The sequence below is a fragment of the Limnohabitans sp. genome, assembly GCF_044361985.1.
In the GTDB taxonomy this organism is placed as follows: Bacteria; Pseudomonadota; Gammaproteobacteria; order Burkholderiales; family Burkholderiaceae_C; genus Limnohabitans_A.
Window position 1 is genome coordinate 12,806 of sequence record NZ_JBIKHV010000025.1, and the last position, 16,671, is coordinate 29,476.

Here is a 16,671-nt window from a genome sequence, read left to right on the forward strand (position 1 = left end):
GGAATGTCTCCTTATGATCGAAAGTATGTACCAAGTTTTACGCGAACCCCGAAGCCTTTGGGTGCAAGTGCGCGGCTGCCGCTACCATGTTTGCCAATGGGGCACGGCCAAGCCCGGTGCCACACCCTTGGTGCTGGCCCACGGGTGGATGGATGTGGCCGCCTCCTGGCAGTTCATGGTTGACGCCTTCAGCGAAGCCTTTGCGCAACAGCGCCCCATCATCGCCATGGACTGGCGGGGTTACGGTCTGACCGAAGCCCCTGCCACCGACTGTTACTGGTTTCCCGACTACTTGGCCGACCTGGACGCCTTGCTGGACAGCCTGTCACCCGGTCGACCCGTGGACTTGGTGGGGCACAGCATGGGTGGCAACGTGGTGATGATGTACGCGGGCACTCGCCCCGAGCGCATCCGCCGCCTGGTCAACCTCGAAGGCTTTGGCTTGGCAGCCAGCCAGCCCACTCAAGCCCCTGCTCGCATGGGTCAATGGCTGGACGAACTCAAAGCCCAGCGAACGGGCGAAAAAGACCTGAAACCCTATGCCGATGCCCGGGGTGTAGCTGCGCGCTTGATGAAAACCAACTGCCGCCTGGGCCAAGACAAAGCCGACTGGTTGGCACAGCACTGGGCCAGGCCCGGCAGCGATGGGCAGTGGCGCATTCTTGGCGATGCGGCGCACAAGGTGATTAACCCCTATTTGTTCCACGTCGAAGAAGCCCTGGCCATGTACGGTCAGATCAGTGCCCCCGTGCTGGTGGTGGAGGCTTCTGACGATTCACTCGGCCAGTGGTGGAAAGGCAAATACACGCTGGCTGAATTTCACGAACGTCTGAAAGCGATCCCGGTGCTCGAGCAAGCCATCATTCAGGATGCAGGCCACATGCTGCACCACGACCAACCGCAAGCCCTGGCGGCAGTGCTTGAGAAGTTCATGGGTTAAGGGGCCCTAAAATCACCAGGTTTTAATTTTGACGATGGTCGGTGATGCATATCCTAAAAATTTCACGTTTTAGCCTGGCTGTGGCCTTGTCCTTGTTTGTCAACTTGGCGAATGCAGATGCGGCAAGTCGCTATTGCCCCAACTTTTTGGCGGTCAAAGGTGCTGCGGAACCCACACACCGCGGTGAATTCACGTTTTCCCCTTATACCCACCACTGGAGTCAGAACCCCGAGCACAAAAAAGTGGTCATGGTGGCCTTTGACGAACAGTTGCCGGGAGACCGTTTGTGTGGCATCAGCTTTTTCAGCAACTCATTCGGCCAGCCTTCGGTTTATGTTTACGCAGGCCAGCAGTTCAACGCGCTTTTGGGCATGCCCAATCTGTATGCCAAAGTCACTGGCGGCCTGATGTACGGCTACGTCGCGCCCTATGAAAACAAAGTCCCCCTTAATTACAACGGTTTTTCACCGGCCATCATCCCTTCCCTTGGCTACAGATTGAGCCAACACGACTCGTTTCAGCTCCAATTCCTGGGCAACGCTGCCTTGATGTTTTCTTACGGGCGTCAGTTTTAATCCGCAGTCATCACGGCCCCCTGCCAACTCATGAGAAAATGCCCGATTTACCGAATCGGACACATCCCCCATGGACGCAGAACACATCAACCAAATCGGCGCAACCCTCACTGACCTGACGCTGCGGACCCAGGCATTACGGGGGTATCTTTGACTACGATGCCAAATCTGAACGGCTGAGAACCGTCAACGCATCGCTCGAAGATCCATCGGTCTGGAACGACCCCAAGAAAGCCCAAGAGCTGGGCAAAGAGAAAAAAACCCTCGACAGCGTGGTGATCACCATCACCAACCTGACCAGCGAACTGGCAGACAACCTTGAACTCTTCGAGATGAGCAAGGAAGACGGTGACGACGATGGCCTTTTGACCATCGAGGCAGAAGCCGGCAAGCTGTCCAAATTGGTTGAGGACCTCGAATTCCGCCGCATGTTCCGCCATGAGGCCGATCCACTGAACTGTTTTGTTGACATTCAAGCGGGCGCTGGTGGCACTGAAGCTTGCGATTGGGCCAGCATGCTGCTGCGCCAATACATCAAATACGCCGAACGCAAGGGCTTCAAGGCCACCGTGGAAGAAGAAACACCGGGCGACACCGCGGGCATCAAGGGTGCCACCATCAAGATCGAAGGCGATTACGCGTTTGGCTTGCTGCGAACCGAAACCGGTGTTCACCGCCTGGTGCGCAAGAGCCCGTTTGATTCATCGGGCGGGCGTCACACCTCGTTCGCCTCTTTGTTCGTCTACCCAGAGATCGACGATTCGATCCAGATCGACATCAACCCGTCTGACGTACGAACCGATACCTTCCGCGCCAGTGGCGCGGGCGGTCAACACATCAACAAGACCGATTCGGCCGTGCGATTGACGCACATTCCCACGGGCATCGTGGTGCAGTGCCAGGATGGCCGCAGCCAGCACAGCAACCGCGACGTGGCCTGGCAGCGGCTGCGTTCGCGCTTGTACGACTTTGAAATGCGCAAACGCATGGAAGAGCAGCAAAAGCTGGAAGATACCAAGACCGATGTGGGCTGGGGTCACCAGATCCGGAGCTATGTGCTGGACAACAGCCGCATCAAAGATTTGCGCACCAACGTCGAGATTTCGGCCACCCAGAAGGTGCTCGATGGCGACCTCGATGCGTTCATCGAAGCCTCACTGAAACAAGGCCTCTGACCCGGTCAGACCAAAAAAATGGAGTTAGTGATGCGTGAAGGACAACCCACCGCGATTCACCGGGCGGCCTATGCCGCACCGGCCTTCTGGATCGACACGGTCGATCTGACGTTCGACCTCGACCCCGCCAAGACCCGCGTCTTGAACAAGATGCGCCTGCGTCGCAACAACGATGTGGCTGCCCAGGCCCTGCGTCTGGATGGTGAAGACCTCAACCTGGCACGCGTGCTGGTGAATGGCGCAGGCACCTCCTTCAAGATGGACGGCAACCAGCTGGTGCTGGAAAATCTTCCCGAAGGTGCCGATGCCTTTGATCTGGAAATCTTCACCACCTGCAACCCTGAAAAGAACACCCAGTTGATGGGCCTGTACGTCAGCAACGACTCGTTCTTCACCCAGTGCGAGGCCGAGGGTTTTCGCCGCATCACCTACTTCCTGGACCGTCCTGATGTGATGGCCAGTTACAGCGTGACCTTGCGTGCCGACAAGTTGAAATACCCGGTGCTGCTTTCCAACGGCAACCTGGTCGCGCAAGGCGCGCTGGAAGATGGCCGCCACTTTGCCAAATGGGTCGACCCACACAAAAAGCCCTGCTACTTGTTTGCCTTGGTGGCGGGCCAACTGGTCACGCGAGAACAACGCATCCTGAGCCGCTCCGGAAAAGAACACTTGCTGCAGGTGTTTGTGCGCCCTGGTGATCTGGACAAAACCGAACATGCCATGAACTCGCTGATGGCCAGCGTGGCATGGGACGAAGCCCGCTTTGGTCTGCCACTCGATCTGGAACGTTTCATGATCGTCGCCACCAGCGACTTCAACATGGGCGCGATGGAAAACAAAGGCCTGAACATCTTCAACACCAAATACGTGTTGGCGAACCCGGCCACAGCCACAGACCTGGATTTCGGCAACATCGAAAGCGTGGTGGGGCACGAGTACTTCCACAACTGGACTGGCAACCGCATCACCTGTCGCGACTGGTTCCAGCTCTCTCTCAAAGAGGGCCTCACAGTTTTTCGGGATCAGGAATTCAGCCAGGACATGGCAGGCGACATCAGCGCCCGCGCCGTCAAACGCATCGAGGATGTGCGCGTTCTGCGCACTGTTCAGTTTGCTGAAGACGCCGGCCCCATGGCTCACCCTGTGCGGCCTGACAGCTATGTCGAGATCAACAATTTCTACACCGTCACCATTTACGAAAAAGGCTCTGAAGTCGTTCGCATGATGCAGACCCTGGTGGCCACGCCCACTGACAGCCAGGGCCGTGAAGGCTTTGCCAAGGGCATGAAGCTTTACTTTGAACGCCATGATGGCCAGGCCGTGACCTGCGATGATTTTGCACAGGCTATTGCAGATGCCAACCCCGACTCGGCCTTGGCGCGCAACCTGTCCGAGTTCAAGCACTGGTACAGCCAGGCCGGCACGCCCCGGCTGCAAGCAGCGGGTGCCTACAACGCAGATGAGCGGACTTACACACTCACACTCGGCCAAAGCTGCCCCGCCACGCCCGACCAGGAACGCAAAGCCCCGTTTGTCATCCCCGTCACGCTGGGTTTACTCAGCCGCGATGGCCAAGCGCTGGCGCTGCAACTGGCAGGTTCTGCAAGCAGCAGCTTGCAACACACGCTGGTCCTGAAAGAGAGCAGCACAAGTTACACCTTTGTCAACATTGACAGCGAACCTGTGCCCTCGCTCCTGCGCGCTTTCAGTGCCCCGGTGCTGCTGGAAGACGGCTTGTCTGCCATCGATTTGTTGATCTTGCTGGCCCACGACAGTGACCCGTTCAACCAATGGGAGGCAGGTCAGCGCCTGATGCTGCAAAGTGCCCTTGATGCCATCCAACAAAACAAGGACCTGACGGGGATTCCGGTGCTGTCTGATGCGCTGGTGAATGCCTTGCGCGAAGTGTTGCGCCACCCCGAGCTGGATGCGGCCTTCAAGGACCTGGCTCTCACGCTGCCCTCTGAAAACTACATCGCAGACCAACTGGATATGGTCGATCCGCAACGTGTTCACGCCCTGCGCGAAAACATGCGCCTGCAACTGGCCACCGCCTTGCGAGACGATTGGCAATGGGCCTGGGACGCCCACAAAAACAACGGTGCCTACACCCCCGATGCCAAGTCGAGCGGGCGTCGCGCCTTGGCTGGTCTGGCCATGAGCATGCTGTGCGTTGCCGCTGTGCACAGCGGCGATGCCGTCACACCAGGCCGCGTTTACCAGCAATTCAAGGACGCCAGCAACATGACCGATCGCTTCAATGCCTTGTCGGCGCTGGTGGTCAGTGGTCATGCCTTGGCACAAGACGCACTGGCCCTCTTTCATAAAATTTTCCAGCACGAAGCCCTGGTGATCGACAAATGGTTTGCACTGCAAGCAGGCGCGCCTGACCGTGCTGGGGATGTGCTGCCCCGTGTGCGCCAGCTCATGCAACATGCCGACTTCAGTCTGCGCAACCCGAACCGTGCACGCAGTCTGATTTTCAGCTTCTGCAGCGCCAACCCGGCAGGTTTTCACCGCGCCGATGCAGCAGGCTATGTGTACTGGAGCGAACAGGTGCTGGCCCTGGACACCATCAACCCGCAAGTGGCCGCCCGCCTGGCGCGCGCCATGGACCGCTGGAGCCGCTTGGCTGAGCCCTACCGCAGTGCCGCCCATGTGGCGATCGAGCGAGTGGCTGCCAAAGCCGATCTCAGCAACGATGTGCGTGAAGTCATCAGCCGCGCCCTGAGCGCCGCCTGATCGCACCCCCAAAAAGCAAGGAATCACCATGAGCAGCAAAATTTCTCTGTCCCGCTACCTGGTGGAGCAACAGCGCGACAAAGGCCACATCCCGGCCGAGTTGCGCTTGCTGCTCGAAGTGGTGGCCCGTGCCTGCAAAAGCATCAGCCACGCCGTCAACAAGGGGGCACTGGGCGGTGTACTTGGCAGCGCCGAAAGCGAGAACGTACAAGGCGAAGTCCAGAAAAAGCTGGACATCATCGCCAATGAAGTATTGATTGAGGCCAACGAATGGGGGGGGCACCTGGCCGCCATGGCTTCTGAAGAGATGGACAGCATTTACCTGGTACCTAACCGTTACCCCCAAGGCGAATACCTGCTGCTGTTTGACCCTTTGGATGGCTCGTCCAACATCGATGTCAACGTCAGCATTGGCACCATCTTCAGCGTCCTCAAAAAGCCCGAGGAAAGCCAGGGCGTGACTGAGAAAGATTTCTTGCAACCAGGCAAGCACCAGGTAGCTGCTGGTTACTGCGTGTATGGCCCACAAACCACACTGGTGCTCACCGTGGGTGACGGTGTGGCCATGTTTACGCTCGACCGAGAGCAAGGCTCCTTTGTGCTGACGCAAGAAAACGTGCAGGTGCCCGCTGACACCAAAGAGTTCGCCATCAACATGAGCAATATGCGCCACTGGGATGAGCCCGTGCGCCAGTACATTGACGAATGTCTACAAGGCAAGGATGGCCCGCGCGGCAAGGACTTCAACATGCGTTGGATTGCCAGCATGGTGGCTGATGTGCACCGCATCCTGACCCGGGGTGGCGTCTTCATGTACCCCTGGGACAAGCGCGAACCGCACAAACCCGGCAAGTTGCGCCTGCTCTACGAAGCCAACCCCATGAGCTGGCTGATCGAACAAGCTGGTGGTGCAGCCACCAACGGCAAGGATCGCATTTTGGATCTTCAGCCGAATCAGCTGCATGAACGCGTGAGCGTGGTGCTGGGCTCAAAAAACGAAGTCGATCGCGTGACGGCTTACTACACCAACAGACCGTCGTTGAAAAATTAACTGAAATCGCTCAACCGATTGAGCTGCCCATAACCTTCGTCATGGGCAGCAGCACTCATTTTGCTTGCGGCAAGTCTTCAGTTTGGGGGGTCGCTGCAGGTTCGGGTGATGGTTGCGCAACCACCGTCCGCAAAGTCTCACGCAGCATTTTCTTCTCGGGCAAACTCAAGGCACGTGCCAAGCGCTGGCGCATGCGCAGCAGCAACTGGCGGTCTACTTCCTGTGGAATGCCCCGGCTCACCTGCAACGCATCTCTCAAATCCTCCCGCAGGTCTTCTGGCTCATCCGCCCACCAAGCCGTGATCACCTCGAGCATGGATTGACGCAACTCTTCCACGTCTTCAACGGCCAGGCCCATGCCGATGGGCAGCTTGCCCTGCAGCATGTCAGCGAGGGCCTGCGAATTGACCACCACCCGGCGATCGGCCTGCGAAAGCAGTCGCGCCCAGCCTGGATCGGTACGGACCATTTGAGTCATGTTGCGGGCAGACTCATCGGCCAGCAGATGCACACTCAACCCACTCAACTGGGCTTCGTCGATGGTGGCCAAAAAGCGTTCGTCGTCGCTGGCCACCAGCACATGGTCGCAGGCATGGTGATCGGCCAGCTGCTTGAGGTCATGGCCCAATGAACGCAGCAAGGACGAGCCGCCATCGGCATCGTGCGATTGAACCAGGCGCACAATTTGGTCATCGATGATCAAGCCGTCCGACCGGTCGCTGTACCAATAAATGCGGCGCAAGTCGACATCGAGCCCTGCATGCGAAAGGGCGTGCGACAGCAAACTGAGCAAGCCTTGGCGGTTCACCGATTCGCCCGTAGTTCCCACGGCCCCTTGCTGCGCCATCCAGATCAGGAATCGGCCATCGATGAGCGCCATGCAAGTGCCAGAGCGGTGTTCGCCAAAACGGGGGTCAGATGGGGAGCCTTGAGAAAAGTAATCACGCTTCATGGTTGCAACCTGTATCAATAAGAAGTAGCGCTGCTAAAAAGTACAGCATCGGTCATTCTAAAGCTGCAAGAGCGCCTGCCAGGTCCGTCTGTCGGGTATAAATACCGACTGTGTCCAAACCTTTGTCTTTTGATCCTCGCAATGTTCCGATTTGGCGCATCGATCACGATATGCCTGCGGTGCCGACTGCACATTTGTTGCCTGACGCACTGAAAGCCCGCTTTGCACAACCCCCTTCCTGGCAGCCAGCAGTCGAGCGGGAAACCTCCTTTTCAAGCAGGTCGCCCGCACACGCGGCAGTTTTGGTGCCGATCGTGATGCGCGGGGCAGACTTTTCGGAATGCACGGTTTTACTGACCCAGCGGGCAGACCACATGTCGACACACTCCGGTCAGATTGCTTTTCCGGGCGGCAAGGTGGACCCTCAAGACACCGACCGGCCTGCCACCGCACTGCGCGAGACCCAAGAAGAGGTGGGCCTGCACCCCAGACATGTCCAGGTCATTGGTGAATTGCCTGTTTACGTGACTGGGACCGCTTTTTGGGTGACCCCGGTCATTGCACTGGTATCGCCCGACTTTGATCTGAGCCCTAACGCAGATGAGGTGCAGGATGTTTTCGAGGTGCCTTTGAATTTCTTGATGAATCCGGCACACCACCGCCGCCACGCTTTTGAGTGGCAAGGGGCCCAACGGCAATGGTTTTCAATGCCCTACCAAGAACAACGGATTGCGGCTGATGGTCAAGATGTCCTTGTGGAACGTTTCATTTGGGGCGCAACTGCCGCTATGCTTCGAAACTTCTACCACTTTTTAGTGGTCAACCCGTAGCCGTGAGAACGCCATGAGTTTTTTTGCAATCCTGTTGGCTTTGGTCCTTGAGCAGGCTCGCCCGCTCAACCCCGTCAATGCGATTTACACCCGTGTCGAGCGCTGGGTCAGTTGGGTTTCCCGCACTTTTGATGCAGGTGTGCGGCACCAAGCCTGGGTCACCTGGGGTATCACGGTATTGGGTCCGGCCATCCTGGCGATGCTGGTGCACTGGGGGCTTGAGTTTGGTCTGGGCTGGCTGTTTGCTGTCATGTGGAACGTGGCACTGCTTTATGTGACCTTAGGGTTCCGGCAATTCAGCCACCATTTCACCGCGATCCGCGAAGCGCTGGAAGAAGGCAATGAAACCAAGGCCAGGGAATTGCTGGCCCAGTGGCAACAAGTGCAGGTCGGTCAGATCCCGCGCAGTGAAATCGTTCGGCATGTGATCGAGTACTCCATGATCGCAGCTCACAGGCATGTTTTTGGCGTGTTTTTTTGGTACGCAGCCCTGTCCATTATTGGTCTGGGGCCTGTCGGTGCGGTGGTTTACCGCCTCACAGAATTGGCCCACCGCCGCTGGCAAGAGCCGACTTCAGACGGCTCCGTCACGAGTGAAGCCTTGCGCTCAGTGGCCACAAGGGCCTGGGTAGCCATGGATTGGCTGCCCTCGCGCATGACCGCTTTGGGGTTCGCCATTGTGGGCAGTTTTGAAGACGCCATGGATGGCTGGCGCAACCATGCACAGAATTTTCCGGATGACAACGATGGGGTGATTCTGGCCGCCACGGCGGGTGCCATCAACATCCGCTTAGGTGGTGCCCCGCTGAAAGCACCTGGCGAAGATGCAGAAGACGGCGCAGCAAACGCCACAATCGGCGGGAGCAGCACACCAGGTCGTGTTCCCGAGGTGGCTCACTTTGCCCAAGTGGTCGGCTTGGTATGGCGCACAGTGATCATGTGGTTGGTGCTGGTGGCCCTGCTCACCATGGCCAATCTGGTGGGCTGAAAAAATCCGCCTCAAACCTACCAACGCTGCTGACTCAACTCGTCGAACAACTGCGCGTAAATTCGGTGGCGCCGGATGCTGATGCTGCCTAGTTGGTTTGCATCTTCCACCTGCGCCAGAACAGCACAGCCTGGCTCATGCAAATGCGTGCAGTTATAGAACTTGCACCCCCCCACATGGGCGCGCAAATCGGGCATGCAATCGGCCAATCGGGTTGGCTCGATATGGTGCAGGCCAAACTCCTGAAATCCTGGGGAATCGATCAGTGCCGTTCTGGCGGAACCGCTTTCACTTTGAGCATCGAGTGCAGGCACCCAGTACCAACGTGTGCTCGTCGTGGTGTGTTTGCCTGAATTGAGTGCGAGCGAAATTTCGCCGGTCTCCACTTGCGCATGGGGGACCAAACGGTTGATGAGTGTGCTTTTGCCGCTGCCGGATGGCCCGAGCACCAAGGTCGTCAGGCCCTGCAAAAGTGCGCACAAAGCCTGCACGCCGTCATTGGCAACCGGGCTGCGCGGACTCAGGCTGATGGGCATCACGCTGTAACCCATGGCGCGGTAAGGGGCCAGGCGTTCCCAAGCTTGGGCAAAGGGCTGTGCCAAATCACTCTTGTTGAGCGCGATGATCGGGGTGATGCGTTCGGCCTCAGCGGCCACCAATGCACGCGACAACTGGCTTTCTGAATACTCAGGGTCGGCCGCGATCAGGATCAGCACGCGGTCCAGATTCGCCGCGAAAGATTTGGTTCGAATTTCGTCTTGGCGGTAAAACAGGTTGCGACGGTCCTGCAGCTTTTCGATGCTGCCTTCATCACCGGCAATTTGCCAGAGTACCTGGTCCCCCACCACGACCTGGTTTTTCTTGCCTCGGGGGTGGCAAATGAGCCGACGCCCTTCGGGTGTCTCCACCAGGCAATGGCGACCATAGGTGGCGACCACCAGCCCGAAAGCCAGATCGGCATTGGTTGAGGGCATCGTTTGTTGCTTAGCTTTATGCATGAAGGCTCATACGGGCAACAAGGCGTCAGTTTTTTTGGCCGCATCCAAGTCAAGATGGCTCAGGCCTTTCACATCGTGCGTTTGCCAACGTACAACACACCGACGGTAGTTCAAAACAAGTTCTGGGTGGTGGTTGATCTTTTCAGACAACCAGCCAACGCTGTTGACGAACAAAAGTGCATGGGTGTGCTTGTCAAATTCAAAGGTCTTTTCAATAGCGATGTCTTCACCATCACCCGACAAGGTCCAACCAGGAACCTGGCTCAGGGCGATGACCACTTCAGTGGGTTTCAAAGCACGAATGTCTGCCTGGGTCATGCGGTTTTCATCCTCAATAAACGCTCACTGGCTGGGGGGTGCGAGTAATAGAACTTCACGTACATCGGGTCGGGCGTCAGGGTGGCGGCATTGTCCTGGTAAAGCTTGAGCAAGGCAGACGACAGGTCTTTGCCTGGCGTTTGAGATACCGCATAGGCATCGGCTTCAAACTCTTGCTGGCGTGAGCGCCAAGACGACACAGGGGCCACGAACAAAGTGAATACAGGGGTGACCAACATGAACAAAACCAACGCAAGGGCATTGTTGCCACCCTCCAGGTTGGGCATGACGCCCAAGCCCGTGTAAAACCAGACCTGCTGGGCCAGCCAACCCAGCAAGGCCAACCCGGCAAGCGTCAAGGCAAAACTGGTCGCCATCATTTTCAGGATGTGTTTGTGCTTGAAATGGCCCAGCTCGTGCGCCAGCACGGCCTCCATTTCTGCAGGGCTGAGTTGCTTGAGCAGCGTGTCAAAAAAGACCACGCGTTTGCTGGCTCCAAAACCGGTAAAAAATGCGTTCGAATGTGCAGAGCGGCGGCTGCCATCCATCACAAAAAAACCTTTCGCCGTAAAACCTGAGCGCTGCATCAGCGCCTGCACCCGGGCTTTGAGCGAGTCATCTTCCAAAGGCGAGAACTTGTTGAACAGCGGCATGATCACGTTGGGTGCAATGGCCATCAAAAACAACTGCCAGCCCACCAAAACGCCCCAGGCCCACAGCCACCACCACTCGCCACCGGCTTGCATGAGCCACAGCAACACCCACAAAAGTGGCATGCCCAGGACCAGCCCCAGCGCCAGCCCCTTGGCCATGTCAGCCAGCCACAGGGCGGGCGTGATTTTGTTGAATCCAAAACGCTGCTCGACACCAAAGGTCTGCATCAGCGACAAGGGCAAGCCGATCACGCCACCGACCAAGCTGAAGCCCAGCACCAAGGCGATTTGCTGCGTCATGCCAGACCCCATCCAGTCCAGCAACAACTGGTTCAGCGCGTCAAGCCCGCCCAGCAGGGTCCAGCCCATCAGCACCGCCGCATCGAGTGCGATGTCGATTTGCGACAGGCGGGCCTTGGCCAAGGTGTAGTCGGCCGCTTTTTGGTGATCTGCCAAAGACACTGTTTCGGCATAAGTCACAGGCACGGCAGCACGGTGGCGAGCCACATGCCTGACTTGCCGGGTGTTGAGCCAAAACTTAAGGGTCACATGCGCCAGCAAGGCGAGCACCAGGGTCAGGGTCAAAGTCAAGGATGCATTCATGCCGCCATTGTAGGAGCCGCACCCTGGACACAAAGGCGTGTGGTGATTTCGAGCGGGTGATTGTCCGCTTGTGGCATCAGCGACAATCGACAGATGTCTCAAGCCCACTCCCCCACTTCTGCCATTGATACAGTTGAACTGCCCAAATCCGACCAGAACCTGGTGTGGATTGACTGCGAGATGACTGGCCTCGACCCTGAAAAAGAGCGTTTGCTGGAAATCGCCGTCATCGTCACCGGCCCGCACCTCACGCCACGCATCGAAGGCCCGGTATTGGTGATTCACCAAAGCGATGAACTGCTGAACAATATGGACAAGTGGAACAAAGGCACTCACGGCAAAAGCGGGCTCATCGACAAAGTCAAAGCCTCGACCCTCCGTGAAGCCGATGCCGAAGATCAGATTTTGGTGTTCCTGAAAAAGTATTTGCCCAAAAACAGCTCGCCCCTTTGCGGCAACACCATCAGCCAGGACCGGCGCTTTTTGGTCAAATTCATGCCCAAGTTGGAAGCCTTCTTTCATTACCGCAATCTGGACGTGAGCACCCTCAAAGAGTTGTCACGCCGATGGAAACCCGAGGTGTACTCGAGTTTCAAGAAGCAGCAAAAACACACCGCTTTGGCCGATGTGCACGAGTCCATAGATGAATTAGCACACTACCGTGAGCATTTCATTCAATTGTAATTTTTCAGGGAAAACCCTAGCGTTTTTTTTAATCTGTGCCATAATTGAAGGCTCGCTGCATATTGGTGCAGCGTTTCTTACATCTCCCTTCACGCCTTGACCCAACGATAGGGTCACTCACAGCGGCCAGGCTCCATGCCAAGCGCCACTCGCGAGCACCGTTTGATGGTTGATGTTTTTTCAACCTTGCGGTGCCTTCGGCCTAAGCATTACTTTGCTGCCGTCTCCCCGTGCGAGTTTTTACACATGACCGACACTTTGAACACAGTGCAGGACGACTTGTCGCCTGCCGAAAACATTTCCATCTCCGCTGAACTGGCTCCCATGGCCACAACAGCACCGGCAGCCAATCTGGCCACCGAAATCATGGGCACAGCCACAGCGGCAGAAACCATCACCGAAGAGCCTGCCACTGAAGCAGTGGTTGAGGCAGAAGCCATTGCGGATTTGCCGAATGGTTTCGTCGAACTGGGCCTGGCCCCTGAGCTGGTGCAAGCCGTGGCCGACCTGGGTTACACCCAGCCCACTGCCGTTCAACTGCGCGCCATTCCTTTGGCCCTGCCTACGATCGGTGGCTCGAAAGACGGCAAGTCCAATGGTTACACTGACCTGATGGTCTCCAGCCAGACAGGCAGCGGCAAAACAGCCGCTTTCTTGTTGCCCGTGCTGCACACCCTGATCGCCCAAATGGCTGAACAAGAAGCTGCTGAGCGCACCGAGTTCGAGCAGGCCTGTGCCGACGCAGCAGCCAAGGGCGAGCCAGCCCCAAAGCGCGCCAAACGCAAAGACCCGACCAACCCACGCAACTTCAAGGCACCCACCCCTGGCGCCCTGATCGTTTGCCCCACCCGTGAATTGGCCCAACAAGTCGCTCAAGACGCCATCGAGTTGGTCAAACACACCCGTGGCCTGCGCGTGGCCAACGTGGTCGGAGGCATCCCTTACCAGTTGCAGATTGCCAAGCTGCAAAATGCCAATTTGGTGGTAGCCACACCGGGACGTCTGCTCGACCTGCAGCGCTCCATGCAAATCAAGCTGGACCAGGTACAGTTTTTGGTGGTCGACGAAGCCGACCGCATGCTTGACCTCGGATTCTCGGACGACCTGGCAGACATCAACGACATGACCAGCCAGCGCCGTCAAACCATGATGTTCAGCGCCACTTTTGCCCCACGCATTCAGCAACTGGCCATGCGTGTCATGCACGACGGCGGTTCTTCGGTTCAAAAAATCCAGATCGACAACCCGCAAGAAAAGCACAACAACATCAAGCAGGTGCTGTTTTGGGCCGACAACGCCCAGCACAAGCGCCAATTGCTCGACCACTGGTTGCGTGATGCCTCGATCGATCAGGCCATCGTATTTTCCAGCACGCAAATCGAATGTGACGGCTTGGCCGCTGACTTGCAGCAAGATGGCTTCTCGGCCGTGGCACTGCATGGCGCACTGAGTCAGGGTATGCGCAACCGCCGCTTGATGGCTTTGCGCAATGGCCAAGTCCAGATTCTGGTGGCCACCGACGTCGCAGCGCGCGGCATTGATGTGCCCACCGTCACCCACGTCTTCAACTTCGGCTTGCCGATGAAGGCCGAGGACTACACCCACCGCATTGGCCGCACAGGCCGTGCTGGCCGTGACGGCTTGGCTGTGACCTTTGCAGAAGTGCGTGATCGCCGCAAGATTGGTGACATCGAGTCCTACACACGCCAGCCGTTCAAGGCCGAAGTGATTCCAGGCATGGAACCCAAAGCACGCATGCCCGAGGCGCGCAAACCCATGGGCCGTGGTGGCGACCGTTTTGGCGGTGAGCGCAACTATGCCAACGCAGGTGGCGGCTTCCGTGGCCGCCCAACAGGTGGTGGTGGTGGTGGTGGTGGCCGCGACTTTGCTGGAAACCGCGAGGGCGGTGGATTTGACAACCGCCCACCCCGTGGCAATTTCCGTGACGAGCAGCCCCGCTTCGAGCAACGCACTGAGCAGCCCCGCTTTGATGCACGCAAAGAAGGTGGCCGTTTCGAGGCACCTCGTGGCGACAACCGGGGTGGTGACCGTTTTGAACAACGCGCAGCGCCAGCACATCCATGGGACCGTGGTGATAACCGTGGCGCACCGCGTCAAGACGCACGCCCCGAAGGCGCACGCCAAGGCGCTGGCCGCTGGGAAGAGCGCGGCGGCGACAACCGTAACGCAGCCCGTCCTGCACCTCGCGGCGCTGCAGGGGATAAATTTGCACGGGGCCCAAAACCCTTCGGCGCAAGCACCTTCAAGCCCCACGCTGCAGGCGAAGGCCCTGCTGGCAAACGCGGCGGCACCCGCGTGCTGAAAATCTCACGCGGTTGACTCTGTGCCTGGGTCAAAGCCCAGGACCAATCATCAAGGCCTTGCCCTCACCGGCAAGGCCTTTTTTCATGGCATAAGTCATGTGTTGAAACCATAAAAAAACCGCCCTGGGTGCATACCCGGGCGGTTTTTACGTCTGACAGAAAAGGCGTTACGCTTTGACAGCAGGCGCTGCTTTGCGCTGTGGCAACTTTTCCTTGATACGTGCCGACTTGCCGCTGCGGTCACGCAGGTAGTACAGCTTGGCGCGACGAACATCACCGCGACGCTTGACTTCAATGCTGGCGATCACAGGGCTGTAGGTTTGGAACGTACGCTCCACGCCTTCGCCACTTGAAATCTTGCGAACAGTGAAGCCGCTGTTCAGACCGCGGTTGCGCTTGGCGATCACAACACCTTCGTAGGCCTGGACGCGCTTGCGTGCACCCTCGACCACATTGACGCTGACGATCACGGTGTCGCCGGGGGAAAATTCAGGAATCACTTTACCCAGACGGGCAATTTCTTCCTGCTCAAGAGTTTGAATCAAATTCATTTTTGAACTCCGTCCGATCATGCCTCGCTACACAAGGGGCGTTTTGTACTGTAAGGGCCATGCGGTGCATGACTGAGCCAAATCGCGGCGGGTAGAGGATCGAAAAGCCTTTGATTATAGCTTTTTAGAACCGGAAATGTGATTCGGAGTGGACATTTCGCCTTGAACGTCTTTTAAAAGTGCCTCGTCATCACGGTTGAGCTTGCCTGTCAGGCGGGCTTGCACAAGCAATTCGGGCCGATGCACTGCCGTCAGGCGCAGACTCTGCTCGCGCCGCCAGCGTTCAATGTGGGCGTGATGGCCCGACATCAATGCCGCTGGCACGGCATGGCCTTGCCAAACTTCAGGTCGGGTGTAGTGGGGGCTGTCCAGCAAGCCATCCAGTGCAGGGTTAAAGCTGTCCAGTTGGTGGCTGCCCTCGTCGTTGAGCACGCCCGGCTGCAAGCGGGCCACAGCATCCAGCAATGCCATCGCCACGATTTCCCCCCCGGACAGCACGAAGTCGCCCAAACTGATTTGCCGGTCCACATATTGATCAATGAAGCGCTGGTCCACTCCTTCATAGCGCCCGCACAACAAAACGGCGCCAGCGCTGTGCGACCACTGCGCGACCGCCGTGTGGTTCAGGGTCTGCCCAATGGGGGAGAACAACACCAGGGGTGCAGGGCTCGCTTCTTTTCGGTCTGCACGAATGGCCGTCAAGCACTTGGACAAGGGTTCGGCCAACATGACCATGCCTGGCCCCCCCCCAAAAGAGCGGTCATCGACTCGGCGGTAATTGCCTTCAGCGTGGTCACGGGGATTCCACAATCGGACATCGACCAGGTCACCTTCATAGGCGCGACGCGTGATGCCGCTGGTCAACAGCGGCGCAAATAACTCAGGAAACAGGGTGATGATGTCAAAGCGCATGAAAAGCCCCTCACATTCAGAGCCGCTCAGTAGTCGGGCTGCCAGTCAACGGTGATGCGCTTGCCGGGCAAATCGACGCCATCGATAAATGCTGCCACAAATGGAATCATGCGTTCAACGGGTTTACTGTCATCGGATGGGGCGGGGCCCTCGATGACCAACACGGTTTGGGGTCCGGTAGACATCAGATCTCGCACCAGGCCAAGGTCCAGACCTTCGCGGTTGACCACTTGCAAACCGATGAGGTCAACCCAGTAATACTCGTCATCGCCAGCAGTGGGAAAGCTCGAACGGGGAACAAAGATGCGGGCGCCGCGCAAAGACTCAGCGGCGGTGCGGTCGTCTATGTTCTGAGCGCAGGCCACCACGGTGCCG

At 57.8% G+C, this 16,671-nt stretch carries 16 protein-coding genes; 9 read left to right on the top strand and 7 right to left on the bottom strand.

All coding sequences use genetic code 11. The features are described from left to right. Positions 1 to 13 precede the first annotated feature (13 nt). The 5 genes from ACIQ3A_RS06580 to ACIQ3A_RS06600 all read left to right on the top strand — a co-directional run bounded on the left by ACIQ3A_RS06580 (position 14) and on the right by ACIQ3A_RS06600 (position 6,483). Positions 14 to 940: an alpha/beta fold hydrolase gene (locus ACIQ3A_RS06580; RefSeq protein WP_396430951.1), complete on the top strand. Its 927-nt coding sequence runs from the start codon at positions 14 to 16 to the stop codon at positions 938 to 940. Positions 941 to 984: 44 nt separating this feature from the next. Then, positions 985 to 1,515 carry a hypothetical protein gene (locus ACIQ3A_RS06585; RefSeq protein ID WP_396430952.1) on the top strand — a complete coding sequence of 177 codons (531 nt, stop codon included), beginning with the start codon at positions 985 to 987 and terminating at the stop codon, positions 1,513 to 1,515. A 70-nt stretch (positions 1,516 to 1,585) separates the two neighbouring features. Further along, positions 1,586 to 2,690 (top strand): peptide chain release factor 2 gene (gene prfB, locus ACIQ3A_RS06590; RefSeq protein ID WP_396430953.1). Its coding sequence is split into 2 segments (ribosomal slippage): positions 1,586 to 1,666 and positions 1,668 to 2,690, totalling 1,104 coding nucleotides; the frame shifts between segments, so codons are not numbered across the junction. Between the two features lie 30 nt (positions 2,691 to 2,720). Further along, positions 2,721 to 5,432 carry an aminopeptidase N gene (gene pepN / locus ACIQ3A_RS06595; protein ID WP_396430954.1) on the top strand — a complete coding sequence of 904 codons (2,712 nt, stop codon included), beginning with the start codon at positions 2,721 to 2,723 and terminating at the stop codon, positions 5,430 to 5,432. Positions 5,433 to 5,460: 28 nt separating this feature from the next. Beyond that, on the top strand, positions 5,461 to 6,483 hold the full coding sequence (locus ACIQ3A_RS06600; RefSeq protein WP_396430955.1) for a class 1 fructose-bisphosphatase: 1,023 nt from the start codon (positions 5,461 to 5,463) through the stop codon (positions 6,481 to 6,483). Positions 6,484 to 6,538: 55 nt separating this feature from the next. Here ACIQ3A_RS06600 and ACIQ3A_RS06605 read toward each other — a convergent pair whose 3' ends face one another. Further along, on the bottom strand, positions 6,539 to 7,435 hold the full coding sequence (locus ACIQ3A_RS06605) for a hypothetical protein (RefSeq protein ID WP_396430956.1): 897 nt from the start codon (positions 7,433 to 7,435) through the stop codon (positions 6,539 to 6,541). A 110-nt stretch (positions 7,436 to 7,545) separates the two neighbouring features. Here ACIQ3A_RS06605 and ACIQ3A_RS06610 point away from each other — a divergent pair, with 110 nt between their 5' ends. Together ACIQ3A_RS06610 and ACIQ3A_RS06615 are read left to right on the top strand one after the other, a co-directional pair. Next, positions 7,546 to 8,265: a CoA pyrophosphatase gene (locus tag ACIQ3A_RS06610; RefSeq protein WP_396430957.1), complete on the top strand. Its 720-nt coding sequence runs from the start codon at positions 7,546 to 7,548 to the stop codon at positions 8,263 to 8,265. Between the two features lie 13 nt (positions 8,266 to 8,278). Then, positions 8,279 to 9,253: a CobD/CbiB family protein gene (locus ACIQ3A_RS06615; RefSeq protein ID WP_396430958.1), complete on the top strand. Its 975-nt coding sequence runs from the start codon at positions 8,279 to 8,281 to the stop codon at positions 9,251 to 9,253. Between the two features lie 17 nt (positions 9,254 to 9,270). On the opposite strand, the gene rsgA is transcribed toward ACIQ3A_RS06615, so the two are convergent. Genes rsgA through ACIQ3A_RS06630 form a run of 3 tightly spaced genes read right to left on the bottom strand, consistent with a single transcriptional unit; the run spans position 9,271 to position 11,825 of the window. Then, entirely contained in the window at positions 9,271 to 10,227 is a 957-nt protein-coding gene (gene rsgA / locus ACIQ3A_RS06620; RefSeq protein ID WP_396430959.1) for a ribosome small subunit-dependent GTPase A, read from the bottom strand. A 30-nt stretch (positions 10,228 to 10,257) separates the two neighbouring features. Continuing rightward, positions 10,258 to 10,569, bottom strand: coding sequence for a 4a-hydroxytetrahydrobiopterin dehydratase (locus ACIQ3A_RS06625; RefSeq protein WP_396430960.1), 312 nt, complete (start codon positions 10,567 to 10,569; stop codon positions 10,258 to 10,260). Next, complete coding sequence (locus ACIQ3A_RS06630) at positions 10,566 to 11,825, bottom strand: M48 family metallopeptidase (RefSeq protein ID WP_396430961.1); 1,260 nt, start codon at positions 11,823 to 11,825, stop codon at positions 10,566 to 10,568. Before ACIQ3A_RS06630 ends, ACIQ3A_RS06625 begins: the two co-directional genes overlap by 4 nt. 93 nt (positions 11,826 to 11,918) lie before the next feature. Here ACIQ3A_RS06630 and orn point away from each other — a divergent pair, with 93 nt between their 5' ends. After that, positions 11,919 to 12,509, top strand: a complete 591-nt coding sequence (orn, locus tag ACIQ3A_RS06635) for an oligoribonuclease (RefSeq protein WP_396430962.1) — start codon at positions 11,919 to 11,921, stop codon at positions 12,507 to 12,509. Positions 12,510 to 12,755: 246 nt separating this feature from the next. Further along, positions 12,756 to 14,849, top strand: coding sequence for a DEAD/DEAH box helicase (locus tag ACIQ3A_RS06640; protein ID WP_396430963.1), 2,094 nt, complete (start codon positions 12,756 to 12,758; stop codon positions 14,847 to 14,849). A gap of 151 nt (positions 14,850 to 15,000) precedes the next feature. Here the strand turns inward: ACIQ3A_RS06640 and rplS are convergent, their stop codons facing one another. The 3 genes from rplS to rimM all read right to left on the bottom strand — a co-directional run. After that, complete coding sequence (rplS, locus tag ACIQ3A_RS06645) at positions 15,001 to 15,384, bottom strand: 50S ribosomal protein L19 (protein ID WP_296292309.1); 384 nt, start codon at positions 15,382 to 15,384, stop codon at positions 15,001 to 15,003. 114 nt (positions 15,385 to 15,498) lie between these two features. Beyond that, a complete protein-coding gene (trmD, locus tag ACIQ3A_RS06650; protein WP_396430964.1) occupies positions 15,499 to 16,296 on the bottom strand; it encodes a tRNA (guanosine(37)-N1)-methyltransferase TrmD in 798 nt (265 codons plus the stop codon). 26 nt (positions 16,297 to 16,322) lie between these two features. After that, on the bottom strand, positions 16,323 to 16,671 hold a 349-nt coding region (gene rimM / locus ACIQ3A_RS06655; RefSeq protein WP_396430965.1), incomplete at its 5' end, for a ribosome maturation factor RimM.